Source organism: Brumimicrobium sp. (assembly GCA_023957385.1).
Classification (GTDB): domain Bacteria; phylum Bacteroidota; class Bacteroidia; order Flavobacteriales_D; family Crocinitomicaceae; genus Brumimicrobium.
The window spans coordinates 2553628-2579129 of the sequence record JAMLGZ010000001.1; the positions used below are offsets into that span (position 1 = coordinate 2553628).

General features: G+C 35.2%; 23 protein-coding genes. 10 read left to right on the forward strand and 13 right to left on the reverse strand.

What is annotated here, in order from left to right:
* Positions 1 to 144: 144 nt before the first annotated feature.
* Positions 145 to 1080, reverse strand: a complete 936-nt coding sequence (locus M9897_11120; protein MCO5269428.1) for a malate dehydrogenase — start codon at positions 1078 to 1080, stop codon at positions 145 to 147.
* 408 nt (positions 1081 to 1488) lie between these two features.
* Between M9897_11120 and M9897_11125 the strand changes: the two genes are divergently transcribed.
* The 6 genes from M9897_11125 to M9897_11150 all read left to right on the forward strand — a co-directional run bounded on the left by M9897_11125 (position 1489) and on the right by M9897_11150 (position 7081).
* Positions 1489 to 1797: a helix-turn-helix domain-containing protein gene (locus M9897_11125; GenBank protein ID MCO5269429.1), complete on the forward strand. Its 309-nt coding sequence runs from the start codon at positions 1489 to 1491 to the stop codon at positions 1795 to 1797.
* Between the two features lie 3 nt (positions 1798 to 1800).
* On the forward strand, positions 1801 to 3162 hold the full coding sequence (gene dcm, locus M9897_11130; protein MCO5269430.1) for a DNA (cytosine-5-)-methyltransferase: 1362 nt from the start codon (positions 1801 to 1803) through the stop codon (positions 3160 to 3162).
* A 2-nt stretch (positions 3163 to 3164) separates the two neighbouring features.
* Entirely contained in the window at positions 3165 to 4229 is a 1065-nt protein-coding gene (locus M9897_11135; protein MCO5269431.1) for a hypothetical protein, read from the forward strand.
* A 51-nt stretch (positions 4230 to 4280) separates the two neighbouring features.
* Positions 4281 to 4970, forward strand: a complete 690-nt coding sequence (locus M9897_11140) for an HNH endonuclease (protein ID MCO5269432.1) — start codon at positions 4281 to 4283, stop codon at positions 4968 to 4970.
* A gap of 282 nt (positions 4971 to 5252) precedes the next feature.
* Entirely contained in the window at positions 5253 to 6224 is a 972-nt protein-coding gene (locus M9897_11145) for a tetratricopeptide repeat protein (GenBank protein MCO5269433.1), read from the forward strand.
* 278 nt (positions 6225 to 6502) lie between these two features.
* Entirely contained in the window at positions 6503 to 7081 is a 579-nt protein-coding gene (locus M9897_11150) for a hypothetical protein (protein ID MCO5269434.1), read from the forward strand.
* A gap of 25 nt (positions 7082 to 7106) precedes the next feature.
* Here the strand turns inward: M9897_11150 and M9897_11155 are convergent, their stop codons facing one another.
* From M9897_11155 to M9897_11170, 4 genes are read right to left on the reverse strand one after another with little or no spacing between them, the layout of a single operon-like run.
* Positions 7107 to 7781: an HAD-IIIA family hydrolase gene (locus M9897_11155; GenBank protein MCO5269435.1), complete on the reverse strand. Its 675-nt coding sequence runs from the start codon at positions 7779 to 7781 to the stop codon at positions 7107 to 7109.
* Complete coding sequence (gene aroF / locus M9897_11160; GenBank protein ID MCO5269436.1) at positions 7781 to 8779, reverse strand: 3-deoxy-7-phosphoheptulonate synthase; 999 nt, start codon at positions 8777 to 8779, stop codon at positions 7781 to 7783. The genes M9897_11155 and aroF overlap by 1 nt, the downstream gene beginning before the upstream one ends.
* 4 nt (positions 8780 to 8783) lie before the next feature.
* Positions 8784 to 9785 carry a CBS domain-containing protein gene (locus tag M9897_11165; GenBank protein MCO5269437.1) on the reverse strand — a complete coding sequence of 334 codons (1002 nt, stop codon included), beginning with the start codon at positions 9783 to 9785 and terminating at the stop codon, positions 8784 to 8786.
* Positions 9782 to 10168, reverse strand: coding sequence for a hypothetical protein (locus tag M9897_11170; protein MCO5269438.1), 387 nt, complete (start codon positions 10166 to 10168; stop codon positions 9782 to 9784). The genes M9897_11165 and M9897_11170 overlap by 4 nt, the downstream gene beginning before the upstream one ends.
* Before the next feature lie 205 nt (positions 10169 to 10373).
* On the opposite strand from M9897_11170, the gene M9897_11175 reads away from it, so the two are divergent.
* Complete coding sequence (locus M9897_11175; GenBank protein MCO5269439.1) at positions 10374 to 11891, forward strand: redoxin domain-containing protein; 1518 nt, start codon at positions 10374 to 10376, stop codon at positions 11889 to 11891.
* Positions 11892 to 12002: 111 nt separating this feature from the next.
* Here the strand turns inward: M9897_11175 and dinB are convergent, their stop codons facing one another.
* The 3 genes from dinB to M9897_11190 all read right to left on the reverse strand — a co-directional run bounded on the left by dinB (position 12003) and on the right by M9897_11190 (position 15005).
* Positions 12003 to 13073, reverse strand: a complete 1071-nt coding sequence (gene dinB, locus M9897_11180) for a DNA polymerase IV (protein ID MCO5269440.1) — start codon at positions 13071 to 13073, stop codon at positions 12003 to 12005.
* A 188-nt stretch (positions 13074 to 13261) separates the two neighbouring features.
* On the reverse strand, positions 13262 to 14020 hold the full coding sequence (locus tag M9897_11185) for a DUF1295 domain-containing protein (GenBank protein ID MCO5269441.1): 759 nt from the start codon (positions 14018 to 14020) through the stop codon (positions 13262 to 13264).
* A gap of 13 nt (positions 14021 to 14033) precedes the next feature.
* Complete coding sequence (locus M9897_11190; GenBank protein MCO5269442.1) at positions 14034 to 15005, reverse strand: NAD-dependent epimerase/dehydratase family protein; 972 nt, start codon at positions 15003 to 15005, stop codon at positions 14034 to 14036.
* Between the two features lie 93 nt (positions 15006 to 15098).
* On the opposite strand from M9897_11190, the gene M9897_11195 reads away from it, so the two are divergent.
* A complete protein-coding gene (locus M9897_11195) occupies positions 15099 to 16406 on the forward strand; it encodes a glycosyltransferase (protein MCO5269443.1) in 1308 nt (435 codons plus the stop codon).
* On the opposite strand, the gene M9897_11200 is transcribed toward M9897_11195, so the two are convergent.
* The 5 genes from M9897_11200 to xerD form a co-directional block, all read right to left on the reverse strand.
* Complete coding sequence (locus M9897_11200; protein MCO5269444.1) at positions 16384 to 16785, reverse strand: OsmC family protein; 402 nt, start codon at positions 16783 to 16785, stop codon at positions 16384 to 16386. The two genes, M9897_11195 and M9897_11200, sit on opposite strands and share 23 nt — an antisense overlap.
* 22 nt (positions 16786 to 16807) lie before the next feature.
* Positions 16808 to 17323, reverse strand: coding sequence for a hemerythrin domain-containing protein (locus tag M9897_11205; protein MCO5269445.1), 516 nt, complete (start codon positions 17321 to 17323; stop codon positions 16808 to 16810).
* A gap of 79 nt (positions 17324 to 17402) precedes the next feature.
* On the reverse strand, positions 17403 to 17861 hold the full coding sequence (locus M9897_11210; GenBank protein MCO5269446.1) for a gliding motility lipoprotein GldH: 459 nt from the start codon (positions 17859 to 17861) through the stop codon (positions 17403 to 17405).
* 9 nt (positions 17862 to 17870) lie between these two features.
* Positions 17871 to 19082: a hypothetical protein gene (locus M9897_11215; protein MCO5269447.1), complete on the reverse strand. Its 1212-nt coding sequence runs from the start codon at positions 19080 to 19082 to the stop codon at positions 17871 to 17873.
* A 369-nt stretch (positions 19083 to 19451) separates the two neighbouring features.
* The gene (gene xerD / locus M9897_11220; protein MCO5269448.1) at positions 19452 to 20354 is read right to left on the reverse strand and encodes a site-specific tyrosine recombinase XerD; all 903 of its coding nucleotides are present in this window, start codon (positions 20352 to 20354) and stop codon (positions 19452 to 19454) included.
* 80 nt (positions 20355 to 20434) lie between these two features.
* On the opposite strand from xerD, the gene aroQ reads away from it, so the two are divergent.
* Entirely contained in the window at positions 20435 to 20845 is a 411-nt protein-coding gene (gene aroQ, locus M9897_11225) for a type II 3-dehydroquinate dehydratase (GenBank protein ID MCO5269449.1), read from the forward strand.
* 784 nt (positions 20846 to 21629) lie between these two features.
* A complete protein-coding gene (locus M9897_11230; GenBank protein MCO5269450.1) occupies positions 21630 to 25481 on the forward strand; it encodes a gliding motility-associated C-terminal domain-containing protein in 3852 nt (1283 codons plus the stop codon).
* Positions 25482 to 25502: the final 21 nt, after the last annotated feature.

The window sequence follows — 25502 nt, forward strand, 5'->3', positions numbered from 1 at the left end:
TCGTTTCTATCCAATTGGAGGAGATGATAAAAAGAAAGGTTACAAATCATAAATAAATTGTTCGCTAAAAACGAAAATTAAAACATAAAAAAAACCGAAGAGAAAATTTCTACTTCGGCTTTTAGTTTTATATGATATAAGATACTAAGCTAAAACAGCAGCTAAATCACCATTTACAACACGAACTGCATCAGCAGCCGTATTTAATTTAGCTTTTTCAGCATCGTTTAATGCAACTTCAACAATTTTCTCAACACCATTTTTTCCTAAAATAACTGGAGCTCCTAAGCATATATCTTTTTGCCCATATTCTCCGTTTAACATTACAGAACAAGGAATCATTTTCTTTTGATCACAAGCAATTGCTTGAACGATACTAGAAACAGCAGCTCCTGGAGCATACCAAGCGCTAGTACCTAGGAAAGATGTCAAAGTAGCTCCTCCCACTCTGGTAGCTTGTTCAATTTCAGCCAATTTCTCATCAGATAAGAATTGAGATACTGGAACTCCTCTTCTAGTAGCCAAACGAGTTAATGGCAACATACCAGTATCACTGTGCGCAGCGATTACCATACCATCTACGTCAGAAGCAGCACAATTTAATGCTTCACTCAAACGATAATTGAAACGAGCGCTATCCAAAGCTCCACCCATACCAATAATTTTGCTAGCTGGATGTCCAGTTGCTTTATGTACTAAATAAGCCATGGTATCCATTGGGTTACTTACTACAATTAAAATCACATTAGGTGAATGTTTAATTAAGTTTTCTGCAACAGTTTTTACAATTCCTGCATTGATTCCGATCAACTCCTCTCTTGTCATTCCAGGTTTACGAGGAATACCACTTGTAATAACGGCAACATGACTACCCGCTGTTTTAGAATAATCATTTGTGCTACCCACAATTTTAGTATCAAAACGGTTTAATGACGCACATTGCATCAAGTCCATTGCTTTTCCTTCAGCAAAGTTTTCTTTAATGTCAACCAACACCACTTCGGATGCAAAATTTTTAATAGCAATGTACTCTGCGCAACTCGCACCTACAGCACCTGCTCCAACAACTGTTACTTTCATGATTTATATATTTTTATTTAATTATAATTGAAATAATATGCGGTAAAATTAGTATATTATCCGTGGATTATCAACAAAATAATGAGATTATTTTGAAGCTACGATATAACAGGAATCATTTCTATTCAGTCAACTATAATCAGAGTACTTTTGATGTGTTATAAGGAGACCAAATTGGATTTTTTTTGTTAAATAATAATATTATATTTGAAAGAAAAATAACGATACAATCGTATAGAGTTAGGTGCAACCCTACCCAACGACCGTGCAGACATCAACTGACGGACAAAATCCAAACAAACCAAGCCCACCCGCCACCCCCAAATTTTTATAAATTATCCTAAAATATTTGCACAATCCAAATTGACAACTTAAATTTGACACTTTATGTCAAGTTAAAATATTCATATGGAAACAGTCGGACAAATTATAAGAACAAAACGAGAAAATTTAGGCTTACTGCTTCGACAAGTAGCATCGTATCTCGACATTGACCAAGCGATATTGAGCAAAATTGAACGAAACGAACGTAAACCTACAAAGGACAACATTATAAAACTTGCCGAAATTCTTAAACTCGACAAAGAAGATTTGTTGGTGCAATTTATGAGCGAAAGAATTGCTTATGAAATTGCAGACGAAGATTGTGCAAGCAAAGTTTTGAAAGTGGCGGAACAAAAAGTAAAATACATTAAGTCTAACCTTGTAAAACACTAAACTATGCGGACATATATAGAAGAAGCGGAAATCAGCGTAGTACAAGAACCACAATTAGACATTTTGTACTATCCGAAAACTGAAAGAAAGTTAATAACAGAAAAACAGAAAGAAACACTAAATGTGCTTTCTCTTTTTTCGGGTTGTGGTGGTATGGACTTGGGTTTTGAGGGTGGATTTTCTGTTTTACAGCAGTCAATCAACGAAGTTTTGACACCAAATTTCATTGACAAGAAATTAAAAAATGGATTTGTACAACTCAAAAAAACTAAATTCAAAACCGTTTTTGCCAACGATATTTTGACCGATGCGAGAAATGCTTGGGTAAATTATTTTTCAAAACGAGGACATAATGCGGAAGATTTTTACAAGGAAAGTATTGTTGATTTGGTAAAAATGTATCGAAATGGCGTTAATGTTTTTCCCGAAGATGTGGACATAGTAACAGGCGGATTTCCTTGTCAAGATTTTAGTGTAGCAGGAAAACGAAACGGATTTAATTCGCATAAAAACCACAAAGGCGAACTTATTGAAGGTAAAACAGCTTCCGTTGAAACTCGCGGACAACTTTATATGTGGATGAAAGAAGTAATTGAAATTACGCAACCAAAAATTTTCATTGCCGAAAATGTAAAAGGCTTGGTAAATCTTGGCGATGTAAAATCAATCATTCAAAATGACTTTTCATCAGCCAACGGAAACGGTTATATCGTTCTCGACCCACAAGTTTTACATTCCGCAGATTTTGGTGTTCCGCAATCGAGAGAAAGAGTAATTTTTATCGGTATCAAAAAATCGGCTTTGAAAAAATCGGTTTTAGCAGAATTGGAAAAAGAAACGATTTCTGAACGATACAATCCTTATCCAACCCCGACACATTGCTACACAGTTGAGAGCGATGATCTAAAGCATTTTGTTCAGCTTAAAGATGTTTTTAAACATTTGGAAGAACCCGAAGATACAGCAGATTTATCCCAGAAGTTTTACTCAAAAGCAAAATTTATGGGTAAGCATTGTCAAGGACAAACTGAAATAAAATTGGATAGTATTTCGCCTACAATTCGTTCTGAACATCACGGAAATATTGAGTTTAGACGACTTTCAAAAGAAAATGGCGGACAGATTGAAAGTGAATTAAAAAAAGGTTTGAAAGAAAGAAGATTGACTGTAAGAGAATGTGCTTTAATACAGACTTTTCCGCCCGATTATGATTTCGTAATTGAAAATAAAAGCGGACGAAAAGGCTCATTTTTGGTTAGTCCATCACAAGCATATAAAATAATTGGTAACGCAGTTCCACCGCTTTTGGCTTATAATTTAGCCAAGAGAATTGAAGAAGTTTGGGACTTATATTTTAAGAAGTAACGATGATAATTTCAGTAAATTCAGACCCAAATAGAAACGAATTTGATACTTTGCTCGGCTCAACAATTGATGAGCTGAATGTTCACGCCCAAAAATCATCAAAGAAAGTGGCAACACTTTTAGGTAGAAATCTTGAGCCGTATGTAAGAGATGTAATGACAGATTTGGCGGTCGGAACGCCATTTGAAAATTCTATTGAATTGATTGGCGGACAAAAGTTTCCCGATATTGTCGCAAAGAAATATTACGGCATCGAAGTAAAAACGACAACTCAAAATCATTGGAAAACTACGGGAAATAGCGTTTTAGAAAGCACAAGAGTTGATGATGTTGAACGAATTTTTATGTTGTTTGCGAAGTTGGCAAGTCCGATAGAATTTCGTTGTCGTCCTTACGAAGAAGTTTTGTCAGAAGTTGTAGTAACACATTCGCCACGTTATTTGATTGATATGAATTTGGAGCAAGGCAAAACCATTTTTGACAAAATCAAAATGCCTTACGACACTTTACGCAAAAAGGAAAACCCGATAAGACCGATTGTTGATTATTACAAAAGTAAGTTAAAACCGGGCGAAGAACTTTGGTGGATGGATGCTGAAAATAACAGCAAAGCAAGTAATATCGTTATCAGAATTTGGAACAACCTTTCTTTGCGAGAAAAGCAAGAATTGAAAAATCGGGCAATGGTTTATTTCCCCGAACTCTTTGGTAACAGTAGCGATAAATTTGGAAGATTAGCCATTTGGTTGGTAACTCGTGAAGCTGTTGTTTGTCCAAACGTTCGTGATTTATTTACAGCAGGAGGCAAAAACGATTATGCGATTGGTAGAAAAGTTTATCAAAAAGTTCCGAGAATATTTTTAAACTTGTTTGACAATGTTCCAGACATTGTTGAAGCTATTATGCAGACATCAGCTTTTGAACTTTCGGAATATTGGGAAACTAAAACAACCGAAAAGACAAAACTGTTTGATTGGATAGACTTGGTTGCTAATCACGCAAAGAAAATTCAAGACGCAAAACATTTAAACATCAAAGAGATTTTGACAGAATTGGTATTGAAATAGCTAATGCTTTGTGTACAAATTAATTAATAAAATTTTCATATTAAAAAGTAAGTGGAAAAGAAAAAGCGAACTGCAATCCCTCAAACAACTAAGGTACGTGCCAATCTTCAAAAAGAAATTGGCTCAGTTTGTCCATTTTGTAACAATGATGACGTTGGGCATTTTGAAATTCATCACATTGACGAAAACCCCTCTAATAATGAAATTGGGAATTTACTATTGCTCTGTCCGATTTGTCATTCAAAAATTACGAAAGGCGACATATCTAATATTGATGTTTACAAAAAGAAAATCTTACTTGTTACTAATCTAACAACAACCAAGTCTAATTCAAAGACTGTAAACTTCAACAGCAAAGTTGGAAATGCTGTTGTTGGAGATAACAACACAATTTCAATAAATCAACCTAAAAAAACGGTAAAACAAAAATATCCTGAAGGTTGCATAGGCTTTGACACTGTAAAAGCCAACTATATTGGACATCTAATAAAGCGATACAACGAATATAAAGAGTATGAAGTTGGTAAGGGACAAGTAAAATATGCTGTTTTTGCAGGACATCTCAAAAAGCATTTTAAAATTGCACCGACAAGAACACTGTACAATCTGCATATTGACAAATTTGAGGAACTATCAACCTATATTCAAAGCCGAATTGACGGAACAAAACTTGCTAAGGTTAAAGGACGAGAACACAAAAATTATTCAACATTTGAAGATTTTGCAAAAGAACAACAATAAGGGTATGCACCTAAGATCGTTCGGCCGCCAGCCGGATTAGTCGCATCGTTTTACTATCTTTCGTAAAGAAAAAGTATTATCTTCGTATCTAAGTTTAATGTAAAAAACGGTCGGACGCCGAGCGTCCAAACCGTTATAAGCCATTTTAAAAGAAATAACAGAATGACAACAAAAATCAAAATAATCGGACTACTTCTGTTTATAACAGTAGGACAAATTGTTTACGGGTAGGCAACCAACAAAGAGAAAGCTCTTGACAAGGGAAAAGAGGCTATCCAACTTATGGACAACGGACAACTTGACAAAAGTATTAAACTGCTTGAAGAAGCTCAAAAACTTGATCCTGACGACATCAACTATCCTTATGAACTTGCTTATGCTTACTATGTGAAAAAAGATTACAAAAAAGCGACAAAATATCTTGAAGGTATTTTAAATCATAAAGACATCAATGATAGAGTTTACCAGTTACTCGGCAACTCATATGATAATCTTGGTAAAAGCGACAAAGCAATAGAAACCTACAAAGCAGGTCTAAAACAATTTCCCAATTCAGGCAATTTGTATTTAGAAATGGGTGTAATGCAAATGGGAAAGAAAGATTACTACAAAGCACTTGACTACTACGAAAAAGGTATTGAAGTCGAACCAAAATTCTCTTCGAACTATTATTGGGCTAGTAAAATTTATTGTTCATCCACAGAAGAAGTTTGGGGAATGATTTACGGAGAAATTTTTATGAATTTGGAACGTAACAGCAGAAGAACAGCGGAAATAAGTAAACTCCTTTATGACACATACAAAAGTGAAATTAAGTTTATAAGCGACACATCATTTTCGGTGAGTTTTAGCAAAAATGCTTCAATCAACATTAGCAACTTGACAGACTCAAGTAAAATGAAGTTGCCCTTTGGTATTGGAGTTTATGAGCCAACTTTAATGTTATCAATGCTTTCCGTAAAGACAATTGATATCAACTCACTTGACGATATAAGAAGTACCTTCGTTGATAACTATTTTACAAACGGACACGACGAAACATATCCCAACGTTTTATTCAGTTACCAAAAACAAGTTAAGGAAGCTGGGCATATAGAAGCCTATAATCATTGGATTTTAATGAAAGGAGACGAAGACGGATTTGGCAAATGGCATTCGGAAAACAAAGACAAATGGGATAATTTTGTAAATTGGTTCGGTGAAAATGGACTTAAAATTAACGACAAAAATAAGTTTTACAGCGGACAATATTAAACCATTGAACGACAGAAACACGGCTTATAACAAGTCATCAAAAGCAAGCCGAGATAATTGCTCCGATTTAGTTTTTTTGCTTAAATTTATATTTGTGCTTCTAGCTTAGGTTTTGGCAGAAAAGTTGACCAGCTTTTAGCGCCCAAAACGTCACCCGAAATATAGAAAAAAACATAGACAATAAAGAACAATATATCGAGCCATTAATTAAAGTTATCGAGCTGAATAAAGATAAGTCATGGCTGAAGGCTTTTAAGGAACTGAGGACAGGCGGTTATTTGCCAGGAGGTGGAGCTGGTTCTTTGAATGACTGGAGACCTTCTTATTCAGACAAAATTAAAAACGCATGGTATTCAGAACTGTATGATATTTTACGATATCTTTTTGACAATAATTTACAAGCTGAACACATCAACGAAGTCAAATCAATTAGATTAAACAATAATATCGAAGTAATTAGATGTTTAAATTGTAATAAAAGTTACCAGCACCCTAAAAAATTTGAATCTCATATAGCTTTAGATTTTTATCGTAAAAACTTCATTGAACTTGCAGAAAAAGGTATGTTATTGAATTTATTTATTCCAGAACTTACTTATGAAAATCAAAAGGTAAAAGATTATAGAAACTGGTTAAATGAACAATATCAAGTAAACAACATAAAAATATATGACTTTGTAAATAACAAATATATTTGCCCTCATTGTGGAAAAGATCACGGAGAAACAGAACATGACTTATTCCTTGTTGAAAATGAAAGGATTGATAAAATGGAATTTCAGAGAATAAAACTAAATGCAGATTGGGAAGACTTTGAAAGAATACCAGCAGATAACAGAAAAAAATGGCAAGAGTGACAGAAACGTCTTCAATAAAACAAAATCACCTCGTTAGTGGCTTCTCCAACAAATAACAATCAATCATCTCACGTACACAGCCATTACCTCCTTTTGTTCTTAACACTACATCTACTTGTTTTTTTACCACTGGTACAGCATCGGCAGGGCAAGCAGTAAACCCAATATTACGCATAATCTCTAAGTCATTGATATCATCTCCAATCATAGCCACGTTTCTTAAATCAATACCTAAATCTTTACACCATTGTTTCAAGATCTCCAGTTTAGGTTCCATACCCACATATACGTGATTGATTTTAAGCAATTCCGCTCTATCCAATACAGCTTGTTTCTTAAAAGAAGACGAAATAATTCCCGTTTGAATTCCTATTTTGGGAAGGTTAATGATTCCCATTCCATCTTTGGTATTATACCGCTTAAATTGGTCTCCACTTTCAGTATAATACATTCCACCATTCGTCAAAACACCATCTACATCTAAAATGAGTAATTTAATTTCTGGCATCTTTGCTCTGTCAAAAGCCAAGTTATAACACACCAGATTCTCTAAAGATATTCCCTCTTTATAGCAAAATAATTCTAAAGTACTTATCGTTAAATCCTGTACTTTTGAAATTTTATTCTCTTGAAGAAAATGAGCTAATTCAATTCCTTTAGCAGATAGAACAGTTTGTAGGTTTGCGGCTAATCTTTCCATTATACAATATTATATCCAACACTTTTGGCTACGGTTTCAACCGAAGATTTCAACTCTTTAAACTGAGGATGTGTTAACTGTTGAGAAGCATCTGACTTAGCTACAGATGGGTCTGGATGCGCTTCTATTAATAAACCATCAACTCCCATAGCCACACATGCTCTTGCTAACTTTTCCACTCCATATCTATACCCTAACGCATGACTTGGGTCTAGAATCACTGGTAAATTTGTGTATTCTTGCAAATAGGCCACTCCACATAAATCCAAGGTAAATCGGGTTTTAGTTTCAAACGTTCGTATTCCTCTTTCACATAAAACAACCTGATTATTTCCTCCTGAAAGAATAAATTCAGCTGCTTGCACAAATTCTTGTAAAGTAGAACCAAACCCTCTTTTCAATAAAACAGGTTTATTTGTTTTGGCACATGCCCTCAAAATCCCTTGATCATACATAGCTTTAGCGCCAATTTGGATAATGTCAGAATAGGCAATTACCTCATCAATTTGGGTGGCATCTCTTACTTCTGTAATTACTTTTAAACCAAACTCATCACGCATCTGAGCTAATAATTTCAATCCTTCTAAGCCCATACCCTGAAAGCTATACGGACTCGTTCTCGGTTTATAACAACCGCCTCGAAGTGTCTTTAAACCCAAAGACGAAATTAATTGGGCACTTTCTCTAATTTGTTCCAAAGATTCCACAGAACAAGGTCCTCCAATTAAGATTGTATTCTTAGTATCACCTCCTATGGTAATATCACCAAAATGCACTTCTCGTGTTTTCTTTTGAAAAGTGCGTGAAGCCAACTGTATATCATCATTGAAAACCCAACTCTCTTCTACGCTATCGCTTAACCCTACAGGAACTTCCTTTACTGAAGAGGAAGTAATCAAATAGTTATGCCCTAAATAATTTATTGAAAAAGCTTGGTGTTTTTCACCTAATTCACTTGCTAATTGCTGATTAATGCTTTGTTTTAATTTTAAAATCATGTTCTTAAATTTCTCCTTTTATTAAATTGAAAAATGATACAATTCCTACTACTTTTTCGTTTTCATCCAATACGGGAAGATACATAATAGGGAATTTATATTTGCGTACTAAATGAAGCATATCATTCACCGTATTTTCTGCATGAATAGTGATTGGATCAGGGTTAATCATCTGATATACACTCATGTTTTTCCAATCTTCAAAATTATTCAATATACCTCTCCTAACATCTGCATTGGAGATAATACCTTTAAAAATTCCATTTTGTTCTAAAAGCGTACAGCCTTGTTTTCCACGTTCTATACTTTCCAATACTTTCATAAAAGTCAAATTATCATACGGAATAACTGGACTTTCTTCCAAAGGAATCATAAAATCTTTTATCTTAAAATGTGACTCCAAGTTGCGTTTGGTTAAATCCATTAATGCCTGACCTACACTTGCGCCTTTAAATAGAAAACTCCCTGAAACCGAAGAATGCACTCCCATATTTCGCAAGATAAAAGATACTTCTCCATTTACTCCTCCATCAACATGCACATTCTTTTGCGGATATTTTGATTTGAATTCACGAATCTTGATAAAATTTTGAGCATCAAATACGCCTCCACTTTGCCCAGGTGTTGTAGCCATAATCAAGATAAAATCAAAATCGGCATATTCATCGAATGCAGCTATAGACGTAGGGGTCACAATCGCCAAACCTTTTTGTCCTTTAATATCAGCAGGGATCTCCAATTTTTTCTGAAGGGGTTCATACTGGAAAGTCACATACTCCACAGGATGTTTTCTTAAGAAATCAAAATATTTTTCTGGGGTTTCTGTGATAATATGTAAATCAATAGGAGTGTCGCACCAAGTTCGTATATGAGAAATATCATCAAAAACACGTACATCATCGTTACAATCCACATGTAGTAAATCTACCTGATGAGCTACTAAATCCAACACAGTATCTTTTAACGCTCTGTTCTTATCTGAATATATAGAACCTGATATCTTCATATATTTCTCTTCATTATCGGTTGAAAGGTGTTATCTGTAATTACAATTGTCACCTCTTTATTAAAAATTTCTTGTTTGAGAGTTCGTTCTAAATCTTGCAACATCACCTCTTCATCAATAGAAATTGGTTCATCACTATAGACTTCTCTCTCAATCAATTTTACAAAGATGACGTTATTTTCACTATCTAACTGTATCGTTTGTTTATTTTCTCCCACAAAACCATTATCTCTCCAATATTTGGCAAAAGCAATCGCCTTCTCTTTCGTAATTCCATCCAAGTAATATACGCTTAAATTATGGCTATCTATACGGTTTCCCATAGGAACACCACAAGCGCTCATTAGTATAATTAGAATAAAAAGAAAAATAGATTTCTTCATAAAGTCAAAAATAAAAAAAATCAGAGGAAATTAGACAGATAGAGAGGTTTTTTATATAACAAGGAGATTATGTTAGGCATATATTTTGTAATTATCCCTCCAACAGGAGATGTTTCGTTAAAAAAATGTTAAAGAAGACACCTCTTGAAAATTTTGAACGTCTTATTTAACAAATTCGAATTATATTCGCACTAAACAATAGATTATGACAAAGTATTTTAAAGTTTTGGTTCTCACCTTATTCATAGGAAACCTAAGTTATTCTCAAAATATCACATTAAAGGTTATAGGAATTAAAGACACAACTGTTAATTTGATTAAATATGTTGGAAACAAACTCTACTATGCCGATACAGCTGAATTAAAGGGAGGAAAGGTGACTTTTGATGGAAGCAAACAAGAGCCAGGGATTATGGGACTTTTACTTCCAGGCCAGAAATATTTTGAGTTTGTATTCAATAAGGAAGAAGTAAACATCGAAGTAAAATCACCAAATTATGTGGAAACGATGGTTATCAACAAATCCAACGAAAATAAAATCTTCCTATCCTACATGAAGTACATTAAAGAACAGCGCGAAAAAGCAGATCAACTTCGAGAAGGGCAGAAGGAAATTACGGATGAGGCTAAGAAAAAAGAAATAGACGAACAGATACGTCAGATTGGAGATGAAGTATTGGCTTATCAGGAAAAGGTTGTTAAAGAAAATCCTACAACTCTTGTGTCTAAAATCATTAGCATGTCTTCTGATATCAAAATCCCTGAGGCACCTCTCAAGGAAGATGGAACAAAAGATGAAAATTTCGGGTATTTCTACATGCGTGATCACTATTTTGACAATATTGACTTAACAGATGATCGATTGGTAAATACACCTATTTTACAAAATAAATTAGAGTATTACTACTCCAAGAACATGCTATTGCAACATCCGGACACCTTGATTAAATATATCAAACCTGTTATGGATAAAATTCCTGAAGGAAGTATGATGTATCGTTTCTTTGTTACAAACATCACTTCTGCTTTTGAGAAATCTAAAATCATGGGAATGGATAAGGTTATGAATTTTATGATTTGGAATTACTATTGCTCTCTCGACAAGAATGGAAACTACAAAGGATATTGGATGGAACAAGACAAATTGGAAGATTTGTGTAAAGACACCAAATTCAGAATCCGCCTGATGATTGGGGAAGTTCCACCAAACATTATTTTACCCGACTCTACCAATCAGAAATGGTATAACCTATATAAAGAAGAAGCCGATTATACTATCTTATACTTCTGGGATCCAGATTGTGGGCACTGCAAAAAAGTTACTCCACAACTACAAAAATTATATGCTCAAAAATTGCAAGGCAGAAATGTAAAAGTATTTGCCGTAGGCAAGGCGACTGGTGATGATTTCGAGCATTGGAAGAAATTCATTAAGAAAGAAGGTCTTACATTTATCAATGTAGGTGTAACACGTGATTTATACAATAAAGCAAAAGAAGATCCTTATTCTGTGATACCTTCCAAAACAACACTAGAATCTATCAATTATCAAGAAACTTATGATATTTATTCTACTCCTCGCATGTGGGTACTAGATAAGGATAAAAAGATTATAGCAAAATCATTAAGTATTGCACAGGTAGAGCGTTTCTTAGATGAATTACAGGGACATAAAGATGACCCCAAAATCTTTGACCTAGAAGAAACTGAGGATATTAAATAATTTGAAAGAATCTCCTTGTCGTACTGACACATCTTTCTGAGTGAAAATCTTGGTGTGACAAGGAGAAAATTCTTATAAGGAAAAATTCGATGTACCAAACATTGGCACATTCTACCATAATGTTAGTTGACAAAATTCTGGATTATTTTCTTTTTCTAGACTACTAATTGATACTCCTAATAAACGTATAGGACTCTCAAAATCAATTGCTTTCTCTAATAACTGCACAAAAATTTTTCTAGCTTTTTGTTTGTCTATCACATATTTTTTTTCAGTTTGAGAACGTGTAATCGTTTCAAAGTCTTTATTACGCACCTTAATGGTTAGTGATTTTCCTTTCTTTCCAACTTTTTGGTAGCGTGTCCACCATGTCTCAAAAATGAGTGAAAATTCCTCATTAATTCTATCCCAACCTATAATATCATCAGAAAAAGTGTTTTCTACACCAACACTTTTTCTTTCTCTTTCAGGTTGAACGAGTCTGTTGTCAATTCCACGTACCACATCATATAAGAAGCCACCATGTTTGCCAAATAACTGCTGTAATTCCCAACGAGAATATGGTAATACGTCTGCTCCTTTAAAGATATTATGAGATTTTAATTTTTCAGCTGTTACTTTGCCAACACCAAAGAATTTTTCAATAGGTAAGGTTTTCATAAATTCGGCTCCCTGTTCAGGTGTAATCACAAATAAGCCGTCGGGTTTATCTTGATCGGAAGCTATCTTAGCTAAAAATTTATTATACGATACCCCAGCCGAAGCGATTAAATTCAATTCATTCTGAATATCTTCCTTAATTCTTTTAGCCAAAATAGTAGCGGAAGGAACTTCAAATCGAGCATAAGTAACATCCAAGTATGCCTCATCTAGAGATAATGGTTCTATAATATCCGTATAGCGACCAAATATTTCACGTATCTGAAGCGAAACTTGATTGTATTTTTGAAAGTCTGGTAAAACAACCCGTAAAATGGGGCATCTTCGGTGTGCTTCCCGCATCGACATAGCTGAATGAACGCCATATTTCCGAGCCTCATAACTCGCAGTAGCCACCACTCCTCTCCCACCTATTCCACCAACAGCTAAAGGCAAACCTTGTAACTCTGGATGATCACGCTGCTCAACTGATGCGTAAAAAGCATCCATATCGATATGAATAATTTTTCGAGTCTCTTCCACGATGGAAAATTAATCAAAAAAGTTATTGTGGTAAAAATTATTGTGTCTCAATAAAACTATTATTCAACTTGTTGTGTATATAGCATGAAATACAGATTATAATCTTAGACCTCAAAGGAGTGTCGGGATATTTTTTTAATTACTCCTATTTCTCACATCTTTACAAATACACAACGGGTTATTATTCATTAAAAAAGAAATGGAATAACCGCTTTTCTTTCTTTAGGATAATCTTCAAACTTTGAAAGGTACCATTTGTGATGTGATAGCGCACGTGGGATTAAATTCGCCGAGGTCCATAAGAAAAAAGCTAAACCTGGCAAGCTCCATGTAAGGATAGCAAATCCTAACCACTCAATCACTTCACCCATTAAATTAGGACAACTTACATATTTAAAGAAACGACCTTGTGGTATCTTATACCCAGTTTCTCCTGGCTTTCTGAGATTAATTAAAACAGTATCGGATTGCCAATTTATTACCACCCCAAAAATAAAGATAAGTGAGCCAATTATAAATTGAGGTGTAATTAACCAATCTATGCTATACACTCTGAAATTCCCTAAATAATACCCAAATAGAAAGCCATTTGCTAAATTAAAGAACATCCCCATAAGCATAATTATGACAGGCATTTTCTTGCCTTTCGTTCTTAATCGAAAAGGAAAAACAAGACTTCTATTTAAATAATGGAAGCTAATTAATCCAATGATAATCCAATTAACCGTTGATTGAATATTGCTTCCATCAAATACAAAATAATAAAGAACAAGTAATAGGAAAACCTCCATTAACACCCAACCTAGATTATTATTAATCAAGGGTCCCCATGTTGACTTTGTATGTCTGCCGTAAGGTGCTGTAATAAATAGCAGAATTAAAAAGATAAGTGTTGCAATAGCAATCCATATCCAAGCAAAAGAAACATAATGTGCGTACGTAATCATTCAAATAGTAGTTTTAATTGTCCATAAACCAATTGATTGCATCAAATATAGTAGTTTTTAGAGGACGTGGATTGAAATTCAATTCCTTTTTAGATTTTTCAGATGAAATCTGAGTATTTCCATCATTTAATATATCAAGGTACAGCTTATCATATATGGGTTCTGTCTTGGTTAACTTTGCATACATCTTTACAAGAGGTACTCCTAAATAAGCTAATGCAATAGGAACTGTACGTAATCTTTTTTTCTTTCCTTTGGCCTCCAAAACTAAATCTGCCATTTGTTTAATAGTAGCATATTCACCTCCTAGAATATATGTCTCTCCACTTCTTCCAAGAGAAATAGCACTAACAACAGCTTGAGCCACATCTCTTACATCCACAAAATTAAATCCGCCTTTTACTACAGCTGGCACTTTTCCATTGGCTATATCTAAAATTCCCTTTCCTGCTTTAGAAGGTAAAAAATCAGGTGGTCCAATAACAGATGTAGGGCATAATACAACTGTTTCTAGTTTTCCTTCTTTCGCTAATTTAATACATAGCTCATGTCCTTCTTTTTTCGTTTGGTCGTAATACACTGAGTTTTGAAATACAAATTCGCGCTTTTCATTCAACTCTTCATGATATGGATGTTGTTTATAAACATGAATAGAACTTAAATACAATACTCTCCGAACATTCGCCTTTTGAGCCATCTCTAGTAAGTTAAATGTCCCTTTTACGTTGATATCGTATAATTGCTGGTCAAATCCATAACATAACTTAATAATACCAGCTGCATGGATAATCACTTCACATTGCTCTACAAAAGGAATAAGGGTGGAAGAATCTAAAATATTTCCCTTTATTTTTTTTATCGGTAATTCAGCAATTTCAGGCTTTTCATCATAGATAAGTGCAATCACCTCATAGTTTTGTTTTAACAACTCAACACAAATCGAATAACCTATATATCCCGTTGCACCTGTTACACCTACTATCATAAATAAATTGTGTTTATGGCAAATATCGAAATATTTCTAAGATTAGCTCAATTAGTAGATTTCAATTCTTATTTTTGATTCTGCAATTGTGGTATGCCAACAGAGAAAAAAGAAAAAATATTAGTAATTACCTATTACTGGCCTCCTAGCGGTGGAGCGGGTGTTCAACGTTGGTTAAAACTCACTAAATACCTCTCAAAATTAAATTTTGAAACACATGTTTTAACTGTTGATCCAGAAAAGGCTAGCTACTTCCAACGAGATGAATCTCTTTTAAAAGATATAGATCCATCTGTTAGTGTACATCATACAAATTCTTTTGAACCTTTAAACATTTATGGAAGTATCGTAGGAAAAAAGAAAGTACCTACTGCTGGTTTTTCAAATATAGACGTACAAACATGGAAATCAAGATTAGTAGCTAAAATCAGAAGTAACCTATTTATTCCTGATCCTCGAATTGGTTGGAAAAAATATGCAATTAAACGCGCACTAAATATAATCAAACAAGAAAATATCACCCATATCATAACCACCTCTCCTCCACATTCAGTACAAGTGATTGGACTCGAATTAAAAAGAAAATTAGGAGAAAGCATCAATTGGATTGTTGATTTTAGAGACCCATGGACAGACATCTATTATTACCATCTACTCCAAAACTCTAACTATTCTCATAAGAAAAATATGCAGTTAGAAAAAGAAGTCCTAGAAACAGCTGACCAGATTATCACTGTAAGTGAAGGTTTTAAATCTCTTTTTCTAAAGAAGACAGATTCAATTTCAGTAGATAAAATTAACGTGATTTCCAATGCTTATGATTCTGATGATTTTGAGGAAACTAAGAATGACCAGCCTTCTGATTCTTTCTTAATTTCTTACATTGGTACTGTGGCAGATAATTACAATGTGGAAATGCTATTCAACGCTCTTTCACGCTTAATTACAGCAAACCCAAATGCTCCAATACAATTCAAAGCTACAGGAATAATTTCAGATAATTTAAAACAGATTATAATCGAGAAATTAGGTAAAGAGCATGTCACTTTTCACGCTCCTGTTCCTCATCAATTTGCTATAAGAGCAATGCGAGAAGCTCATATTCTTCTCTTGCTAATACCTCCTAAAACGGGTATAGTTCCCGGGAAAACATTTGAATATATGGCTTCAGGCAGACGTATTATTTGCTTAGGAAAGGAAGACAGTGCTCATATAATAGAAACTTGCCAAGCAGGTGCCTCCTTTGATAGAAATGAAGAGGACAAGTTAGTAGCATATTTACAAAATTCCCTAGATGATTTCAAACAGCAAATCCCTTTCAAGAATAATACTGCTGAAGTGGTAAAATACGCATGGGACTATAAAGCAAAGCAGATTACTACCCTACTAAAGCAGAAGTAATCTGAATTTCATGAGTCAACAATTTATGTATAGGGCATTTATTCGCTATTTCTAATAAACGGGCTTTTTGCTCTTCATCTAAATTTCCAACCAATACAATATCTCGTTCTATAGTTGGCAAGATTCCAGGCTTTTCTCCATGAATAATGCGAATATCCGTTCTAACCCCTTGTAAATCCCATTCTTTACGTTGTGCATACATCTTAAGGGTAGCAGATGTGCATCCTGCTAGTGCTGCGATGATATGCTCATCTGGCGACATCCCTTTGTTCTTTCCACCTATACTTTCAGGTTCATCTATAATAAGTACATGTCCAGATCCAGATTTAACTTCTGTTTCGTAGTTCTCTCTTTTAGTTACTGATGTGATTGTATTCATAGGTTTATTTTTAAAAATTATCTTATTTTATATCATTTACTATCTTATCATAATCAAAGCCAGCTCTTGCTAATGATCGTTTTGCTGCTTCCCACGCAAAAGCAATATTCTTTGTAGGATGGACTGGAACTAAGGATATATTTTTGAATTCCTCTAACAAATTTTCAGTTTGAGCATACGTCAAATGCTGACATATCTCATACATACCTCCCTCTTTTTCTTCTTTTTCATCGTGTTTATCCAACACATATTTTAGCACTTTTATCATCTCTGGAGTGGGCGGAAGAACCATCAAGGAAGTTATTGCTCCATGTTCCAAACGTAGTTGAGCTTGTAAATCAAGAGGTTGATTATTATTTCCTTTTTGTGCTAATGGAAATAGTATTTTTTCCTCCATTTTAATATGGGTCAATAAAGCAATTCTAAATTCGGTATATAAATCCTCATCCACCAAATGAATATTCTCAATGGCCCTTTCAAGAATATCCTCTATTCTTCGATGATCTTGAACGAGAAAATTATATACAGTTTCTTGCATAACAACATTTTCTTAGAAACCATTCAAACAAGTATTTGTTTGTCAGTAATTAGATAAATTCTAAAAATCAGTCAACACCTTACTCTATACGAAGTCCAACATCAAGAACATCAGAAATCGAGGCTTCTTGTGTGGCGTTGGTAATTTTAAAGATATACTTCCCTTTGAGTGGAAAAACTTTAGAATCAAAATAAATCTCATTTGTCACTAAAGTACCCGAAACTTTTCCTATCCAAGATCCATCTGGATTGGCAATGGGTAATTTTTCAGCTACTTTTGAGACAGATCCATCAGGGGAAGTTATCTCTATATATACCCACAAATTGCTGTATAAATATTCCTTAGTTGTACGTAATGATAACAAAAAGTTATGCTGCTTAATTGTATCTTCTATATCCACATGGAAAACAGCTGTATCCTCCTTATCCCAAGATTTATCACCAAAATCATATACCTGATCATAAATAGCTCTTTTGCCGCAACTTTGCAACACTATTATCATCAAGCCAAGCGCTATGAAGGATACAACCTTTTTCATACATCATTCTTATTTATTGGAAGAAGGACCTCCTTTTTGTTGTCCATTTTGAGGTTTTCTTTTCTTCTTCTTCTTTTTCTTTTTAAATTTATCGTCAAAACGATGCAAATCATCTTGCCCAACAATATTGGTATAATCCGATTCTTCTACATCAATTTCTACTTCTTTAAATCCAGCTAGACTTTCAGGTTTTTGCCCATTCTTATTAAGTTCTATAATTTCCTTTACCTTTCCAGGAGAAAGAGAAACCATAGAAGGAGCTACCTCTCTATTTTCTGGTTGGTGTATATACCACATTAAACCTTTGAACACATCCGTTTTTATATGAATTCCTGTTCCTGTTTGAGTACGCAGTTTAACCTCAGTAGAAGGAAAATCTTTCAATGCTTCAATATACATATCTAACTCAAAATTAAGGCAGCATTTTAGTTTACCGCACTGCCCTGCTAATTTCTGAGGATTAATTGATAATTGCTGATATCTTGCAGCCGTTGTACTTACCGTCCTAAAATCAGTTAACCACGTTGAGCAACACAATTCTCGTCCACAGGGACCAATCCCGCCGAGACGAGAAGCTTCCTGACGACTTCCAATTTGTTTCATCTCAATACGGATACGAAATTCATCGGCTAAATCCTTAATCAGTTGTCTAAAATCTACACGACCTTCTGCTGTATAATAGAAAATTGCTTTTGAATTATCTCCCTGAAACTCTACGTCAGATATCTTCATCTCCAGTTTCAACTGAATAGCTAGTTCGCGTGCCTTAAACATAGTTTCATCTTCACGTTTTCTAGCAATAACCCATTTATCTATATCCGCTTGTGAAGCATGTCTCATGATTTGTCTTGCCTCATTCTTTTTAAAATTCGGCTCTTTTTTTTGTAACTGTAATCTGGATAATTCTCCAACAGCTGAAACAATACCTACATCATAACCAGGACTAGCTTCTACAACTACAACGTCACCAACAGTCACGTCAATATCCTTCATATTTCGATAGAAAGCCTTACGACTATTCTTAAAACGCATTTCAACTATATCAAATTGAGTTTTTCCAGTTGGTAGTTGCATATTTGCTAACCAATCAAAAGTACCCAATCGTGTACAACCTCCAGAACTACAGGTACCATTATTACGACACCCTCTCGGCATTCCATTTTCATCCAGTTGTTTTCCTGAATGGGAATCCTCTTCGGTATCACATCCTGTACATCCCATAGTTTTATCTTTTATTTGTACAAAAATAATAAATAAGTTGACCCGTTGTGCATTTAGAATAAAATACCAATTATAATCTTAGACCCCGACACTCCTTCGTCTGTCGGGGTGACAATACAAAAAGGGGGGGGGCAAGGCGGTCGGCAAAGCCGACCGATAGTAACTCCTCACAATTGTCACCCCAAGCAACCAAAGTGCTCGGGGTCTATTTTTTTATATAATTTCTATTTCTGACATCTTTACAAATTCAATTCAGTCCATGTATAGTAGAAATTATCGATTTTATTTATATTTTGTAATGCACAACGGGTTAAATAAGTTGGTAATATTTCATAGTGATTCAGAAAGTTGATCTTAATTAAAGTAAATCTATTTACGGTTTCTTGGATGGTAACTGATGATAGCTTCCCGCATAAAAGATTGATCTAAATGGGTATATATCTCCGTTGTTGTAATCGATTCGTGACCCAACATTTCTTGAATTGCACGCAGGTTCGCACCTCCCTCAATCAAATGAGTCGCAAAGGAATGGCGAAAAGTGTGGGGACTAATATTTTTCTTTAAACCAATTTGTGCAGCTAAATCTTTAATAATTGTAAAAATCATCACACGGGTCAGCTTCTTTCCTCTACGATTCAAAAATACAAAATCTTCATTCCCCTTCTGAATAGTCATGAAATTGCGTGTTCCCTTCACATACAAAGTAATTTCCTTCTCTACGGATTCACTTACAGGGACTAATCTTTCTTTATTCCCTTTTCCTATCACTCGTATAAAACCTTTATCAAAAAATATAGATGAAAATTTTAAATCAATTAATTCACTCACACGTAAACCACAACTATAAAGGGTTTCCAGAATGGCTTTATTACGATGACCTTCTGGTTTACTCAAATCAATTGCTGATTGCAATGAATCTATTTCTTCAATGGTTAAATAAACTGGTAATTTCCTTCCAATTTTAGGTAATTCCAATAAGGCACTTGGATCATCCTTTAAAGCATCTTCAAGAATTAGAAAATCAAAAAACTGTTTTATTCCGCTAATTACACGCGCTTGTGAACGTGCTGACAAACCCAAATCAAATAAATCAGCTACAAAGTTTTTCAAAATAGCCAAATCAACTTGTAGAGGAGAAATAGAACGGGCCTCACAATAAGTGATTAATTTATCCAAATCATTCTGATAGGCAAGAATTGTATTTTCTGACATACCTCGTTCAATATGAAGATAATTTACAAAACCCCTAAAATATGTTTGCCATTGATTCATACATTCAAAGTAAGTTAATCTTCAAAAATAGCTGTTTTTTCATGGATATTTTGTAATATCGTAATCAAAATAACAGAAATATGCATCTTCATATTATTAATGGGCCGAATTTAAATCTTTTAGGAACTCGAAATCCAGAACAATATGGTACTATGAGCTTTGAGGATTTTCTAGATTCCTTAAATTATGAAGATATAAAAATCACCTATTTTCAAAGTAATATTGAAGGAGAAATCATTAATGAACTTCACACCTCAAAAGCTAATGGAATTATCTTAAATGCAGGTGGATACACACATACTTCTGTTGCCATTCGTGATGCAGTTGAAGCGATTACAATCCCCGTAGTTGAAGTCCATATTTCCAATATAACTAAGAGAGAGCGTTTTCGTCATGAAAGCTTAATTTCTCCAGTTGCCATAGGTTGCATCTTTGGATTCGGGATTAAAGGGTATCAATTAGCAATTGAATATTTTCAAAGACATCTATAGAAAAACTAGCCCATTTTATTTCAATTTTAATAAATAAAGTGTATATTTACCGTGCTCTTTCATCTGAAAACAGAGCTAATGTGCTATACTATAAAAACTTACGATTATGAAACTAAAACTATTTACTTTACTAAATACACTATTTTTTATATTTTTAGCTGAAACCAGTTTTTCTCAAACAACAGAAACATTTACCACAATAGGAACAACGACTTGGACAGTACCGCCATGTGTTACCGAGATTACTGTTAAAGTATGGGGAGCTGGAGGAGGTGGTGGTGGGACATCTTCTCATCAAACAGGCTCTGGAGATCCGTATGAAGCTTGCACCGGCGGTGGTGGCGGTGGTGGCGGTGGCTATGCCCAAAGAACCTATAATGTTACGCCAGGAGATGTATACTCAATCGTAGTTGGAGCTGGAGGAACAATAGGAATCGGAACAAATAATAATGGCCCTGCTGGAAACGGAGGAACAGGAGGAACTAGTACATTTTCGGGTCCCGCAACAGCAATTCCTGGAGTTCTAACTGCTACTGGTGGAACGGGTGGCGGTGGTGCCACCGCTGACAATACAGGAGGAAATGGCCATATTGGTGATAATGGAGCTGGTGGAGCAGGTGGTGTGGGCTCAAATGGAAGCTTGAATGCAAGTGGTGGAAGTGGATCTGGCGGATCAAATTCTGGATCTTGCCATGACTTAAGTGGAGCTGGAGGAGCAGCAGGAAGCTCAGGCGGAAATGGTGCTAATGGTCAATTCATAGGTCCATGTCCTCATACATCAGCTATGGCTGGAGGCGCTGGAAACAACGGCGGAGGAAGTGGTGGTAATGGTATCCAAGGAAATATTAATGCTAGTCGACACGTTGTAAATGGGAATGCAGGTTCAAATTATGGCGGTGGTGGTGGCGGTGGAAATATCCACCTCAATAGCTGGCCTAACAGTTGGCAAAGATCAAATGGAGGTGCGGGAGCACAAGGTGTAGTTATCATCGAATATACCGATAACAAACCAGCTCCACCCATTGTAACTTCTAGTCCAGCAACTTGTACAAAAGATGGATCCTCAACTATTGTAGGATATACAGGAAATCCAGGTGATTACACTTTCAATCCTGCAGCAACTATAGGTACCGGTGGAGTTGTTATTGGAACAGCAGGAACTACTTACACGGTTACATACACATCAAGCCCTGGTTGTTCTTCTGACCCAACTACATTTACAATACCTGCTCAATTACCCATTCCAACAGACCCAACTATCAATGTTGCTGCTCCGACTTGTTCTTCTAATGGAACTGCAACTATTGCTGGATATTCAGGAAATCCATCCAACTACACCATTACACCATCTGCTGGGGTATCCATAGGTGCCGGTGGAGTAATAAACGGATTAACTCCTGGTACATCATATACCATTTCTGCGACAAATGGATCTTGTAGCTCAGGAGATGTATCATTTATAGTTGATCCTAAATATGATGCTCCGGATGTACCAACTGTCCAAATTACAGACTCAGACTGTGATAATGATGGTAGTGGGCGTTTAACAAATCATTCAGGAAGTAATACTTATACATTCAATCCAAACCACACGATAACATTCGGCATTAATGGGGAAATTAATGGTGCGACACCTGGAACCTCATACACAATAACTGCGACCAACTCAAACGGTTGTACTTCTAGTAGCAGTTTTACAATTCCAACAAAAAAACCTACCCCTCCTGCCCCTGTTATTTCTATTACAGCTGCAGATTGTGGAACTCCAGGTTCTGCTCAGATTACAAACTATAGTGGTAGTAATTCTTATAGTTTCAATCCTGGTGGCCCATCTATTGCTTTTGGACTTGGATCTACACGCAATATAAACAGTGCAACTCCAGGTACTTTATATACAATTATTGCTACAAGAGATGGATGTTCATCTTCTTCAACTTTTACAGTACCTCCAGCTAAAACTGTACCTGTTAGTCCTAATCCTGTAATTACTGCTCCTACTTGTAGCAGCAATGGAACAGGATACATTCAAAATTATAGTACGGGTGTAACATACGTAGTCAATCCTTCTACTGCAAGTATTGACATAGCAGGAAATATAATTAATGCTACATACGGACAATCTTATACAGTTACAGCTGTCGATAACGGCTCAGGCTGTCCATCTACACCTGCCACATTTACAATTAATGGTCAACTTGATAACCCTACAGTGACTTTATCTGCTGAAAACAATGAAATATGTAATGGATCCTCTGTCTTATTAACTGCTGGAGGTAGTGCAACTTCTTTTACATGGACCCCTGGAGGATCAACCGGATCAACTTTAAGTGTGTCTCCTACATCTAATACGACATATTCAGTTACAGGCTCTCTATCCAATGGATGTTCAGATACAAAATATGTTACCATTACTGTAAACCCAACGCCAGTAATCAATGGTACACCAAATATATCTCCTGCTGATTGTAATGCTAGTAACGGTTCTATTACTGGGCTATCCGCAAGTGGAGGTACTCCTGGCTACACATACTCTTGGATTGATGGAGGAGGGACCCCTTCTGGTTCTAATGCAAATTTAACAAATGTACCTGCAGGAGCTTATACTTTAACTATTACAGATAGTAAAGGATGTACAGATGTCATAGGGCCAATTAACATTACTAATCCTAATGCACCAAATGATCCAAATGTTAGCACTATTTCAGCAGATTGTGACAACAATGGAACAGCAACAATAAGCAACTATGATCCAAATAACACTTATACATTCTCTGATCCTAATATCACAGTTAATAGTAGTGGAGTTATATCAGGATATAGCTATGAAACAAATTACTCTGTTACTGCAACTTTTGCTGGATGTACATCTGGCACTGAGTTTTTCCTAGTAGAGGAACAGTTAGCAAACCCAATTGTTACTATTACCGCTTCAGAATCAGAAATATGTGAAGGCACACAAGTTACGTTAACAGCAAGTGGCGCTGATTCCTATTCGTGGGATACTGGTTCTTCTGATCTTTCTATTACTGTTAACCCAAGTACTACCACAACTTACAATCTTACAGGTACATTAAGCAATACATGTACAGATAACACTTCCATTACTATCACAGTAAATCCGAATCCTTCCATTACAGGTACGGCTATAAGCTTAGACTCTGACTGTGATATTGACAATGGTAGTATTAGTGGTCTTGCCAGCTCTGGTGGTACAGGTTCACTCTCATATTCTTGGGAAAATACAAGTGGAACTGTTGTGGGTACTTCTGCTGATTTAAATGGAGTACCTGCAGGAAATTATACCTTAACTGTTACTGACAGTAAAGGCTGTTCAGATACGTATGGACCTGTTACGATCATAAATCCAAATGCACCGGATGAACCTATAATTGATATTTCAAGTGCAACTTGTGATAATGATGGGTCAGCTACTATTGATAATTATGATGCAAATAATACCTATTCATTCTCAGATCCTTCTGTAACAATAGATGCTTCTGGTGCAATCTCAGGAATTACTGCCGGAACAACATATACAGTAACATCTACTGAATCAGGTTGTACTTCAACAATAGCAACATTCTCTATTGATGCTCAATATCCACATCCAACAGTAAATCTAACAGCTGATATAACTGAGATTTGCTTAGGAGAAGATGTAACATTAACTGCAAGTGGTGCCGATGATTATTCATGGAACGAAGGACTAAATGACGATGAATCTCACATTGTTTCACCTACGGGTAATACAACTTATACCGTAACAGGTACTGAAAACATAAATGGTTGTTCAAGTGATGCTTCCATAACTATCATCATTAAACCTGAACCAAGTATAGAAGCTTGGGCTTCATCAATTGAGGTTTGTGAAGGTGATGCAATTCATTTATTTGCTGATACAATTAACCCTAGTTCAGATGTTACATATTCTTGGACAGGACCTAATGGATTTACAAGTACAGACCAGAATCCAACTATAACTCCATCAGAAAATGATAATGATGGAACATATTATATTACCGGAACTGCAACTAATGGATGCGGGATTGCTATTGATAGTGTAACTATAATTGTTCATCCTGTACCAAATTCAGGAAGCTTAACTGAATCAGAAATCAACTCTTGTGCTGGATCTGATTTAACGCTAACAATCACAAATCCTGATGCAGGAACTAACTATGTTTGGTCGTACGATGGTGATATTATCGGTAGTGGTAATAGTTATGATATATCTTCTCCTGGAACATCAAACAGTGGTACATATACTGTATACGCAGAAAACGAATTTGGTTGTCATGGTCTTGTAGAAACTATTGAGGTAGAAATCACAGTTTGTGATCTCGAAATCGTTGAGGCTTTCTCACCAAATGGCGATGGAGTAAACGAATATTTCACCATTAGCAATTTAGAAGCTTATCCTAATACAGAAATTTGGATTTATACTCGTTGGGGATTAGAAGTTTATCACAGTGAAGATTATAAAAATGACTGGGATGGAAAATCTCAAAATAGCTTGAATTTGGGAGACGATATACTACCTGAAGGAACCTATTACTACCTGATTAAGTTAGGTGGTGAAGAGAATACTCCTAAATCAGGTGAAGAAATCAAAGGTTTTGTTTATTTGAAACGATAATAATAAATTATTAAAAGAAAA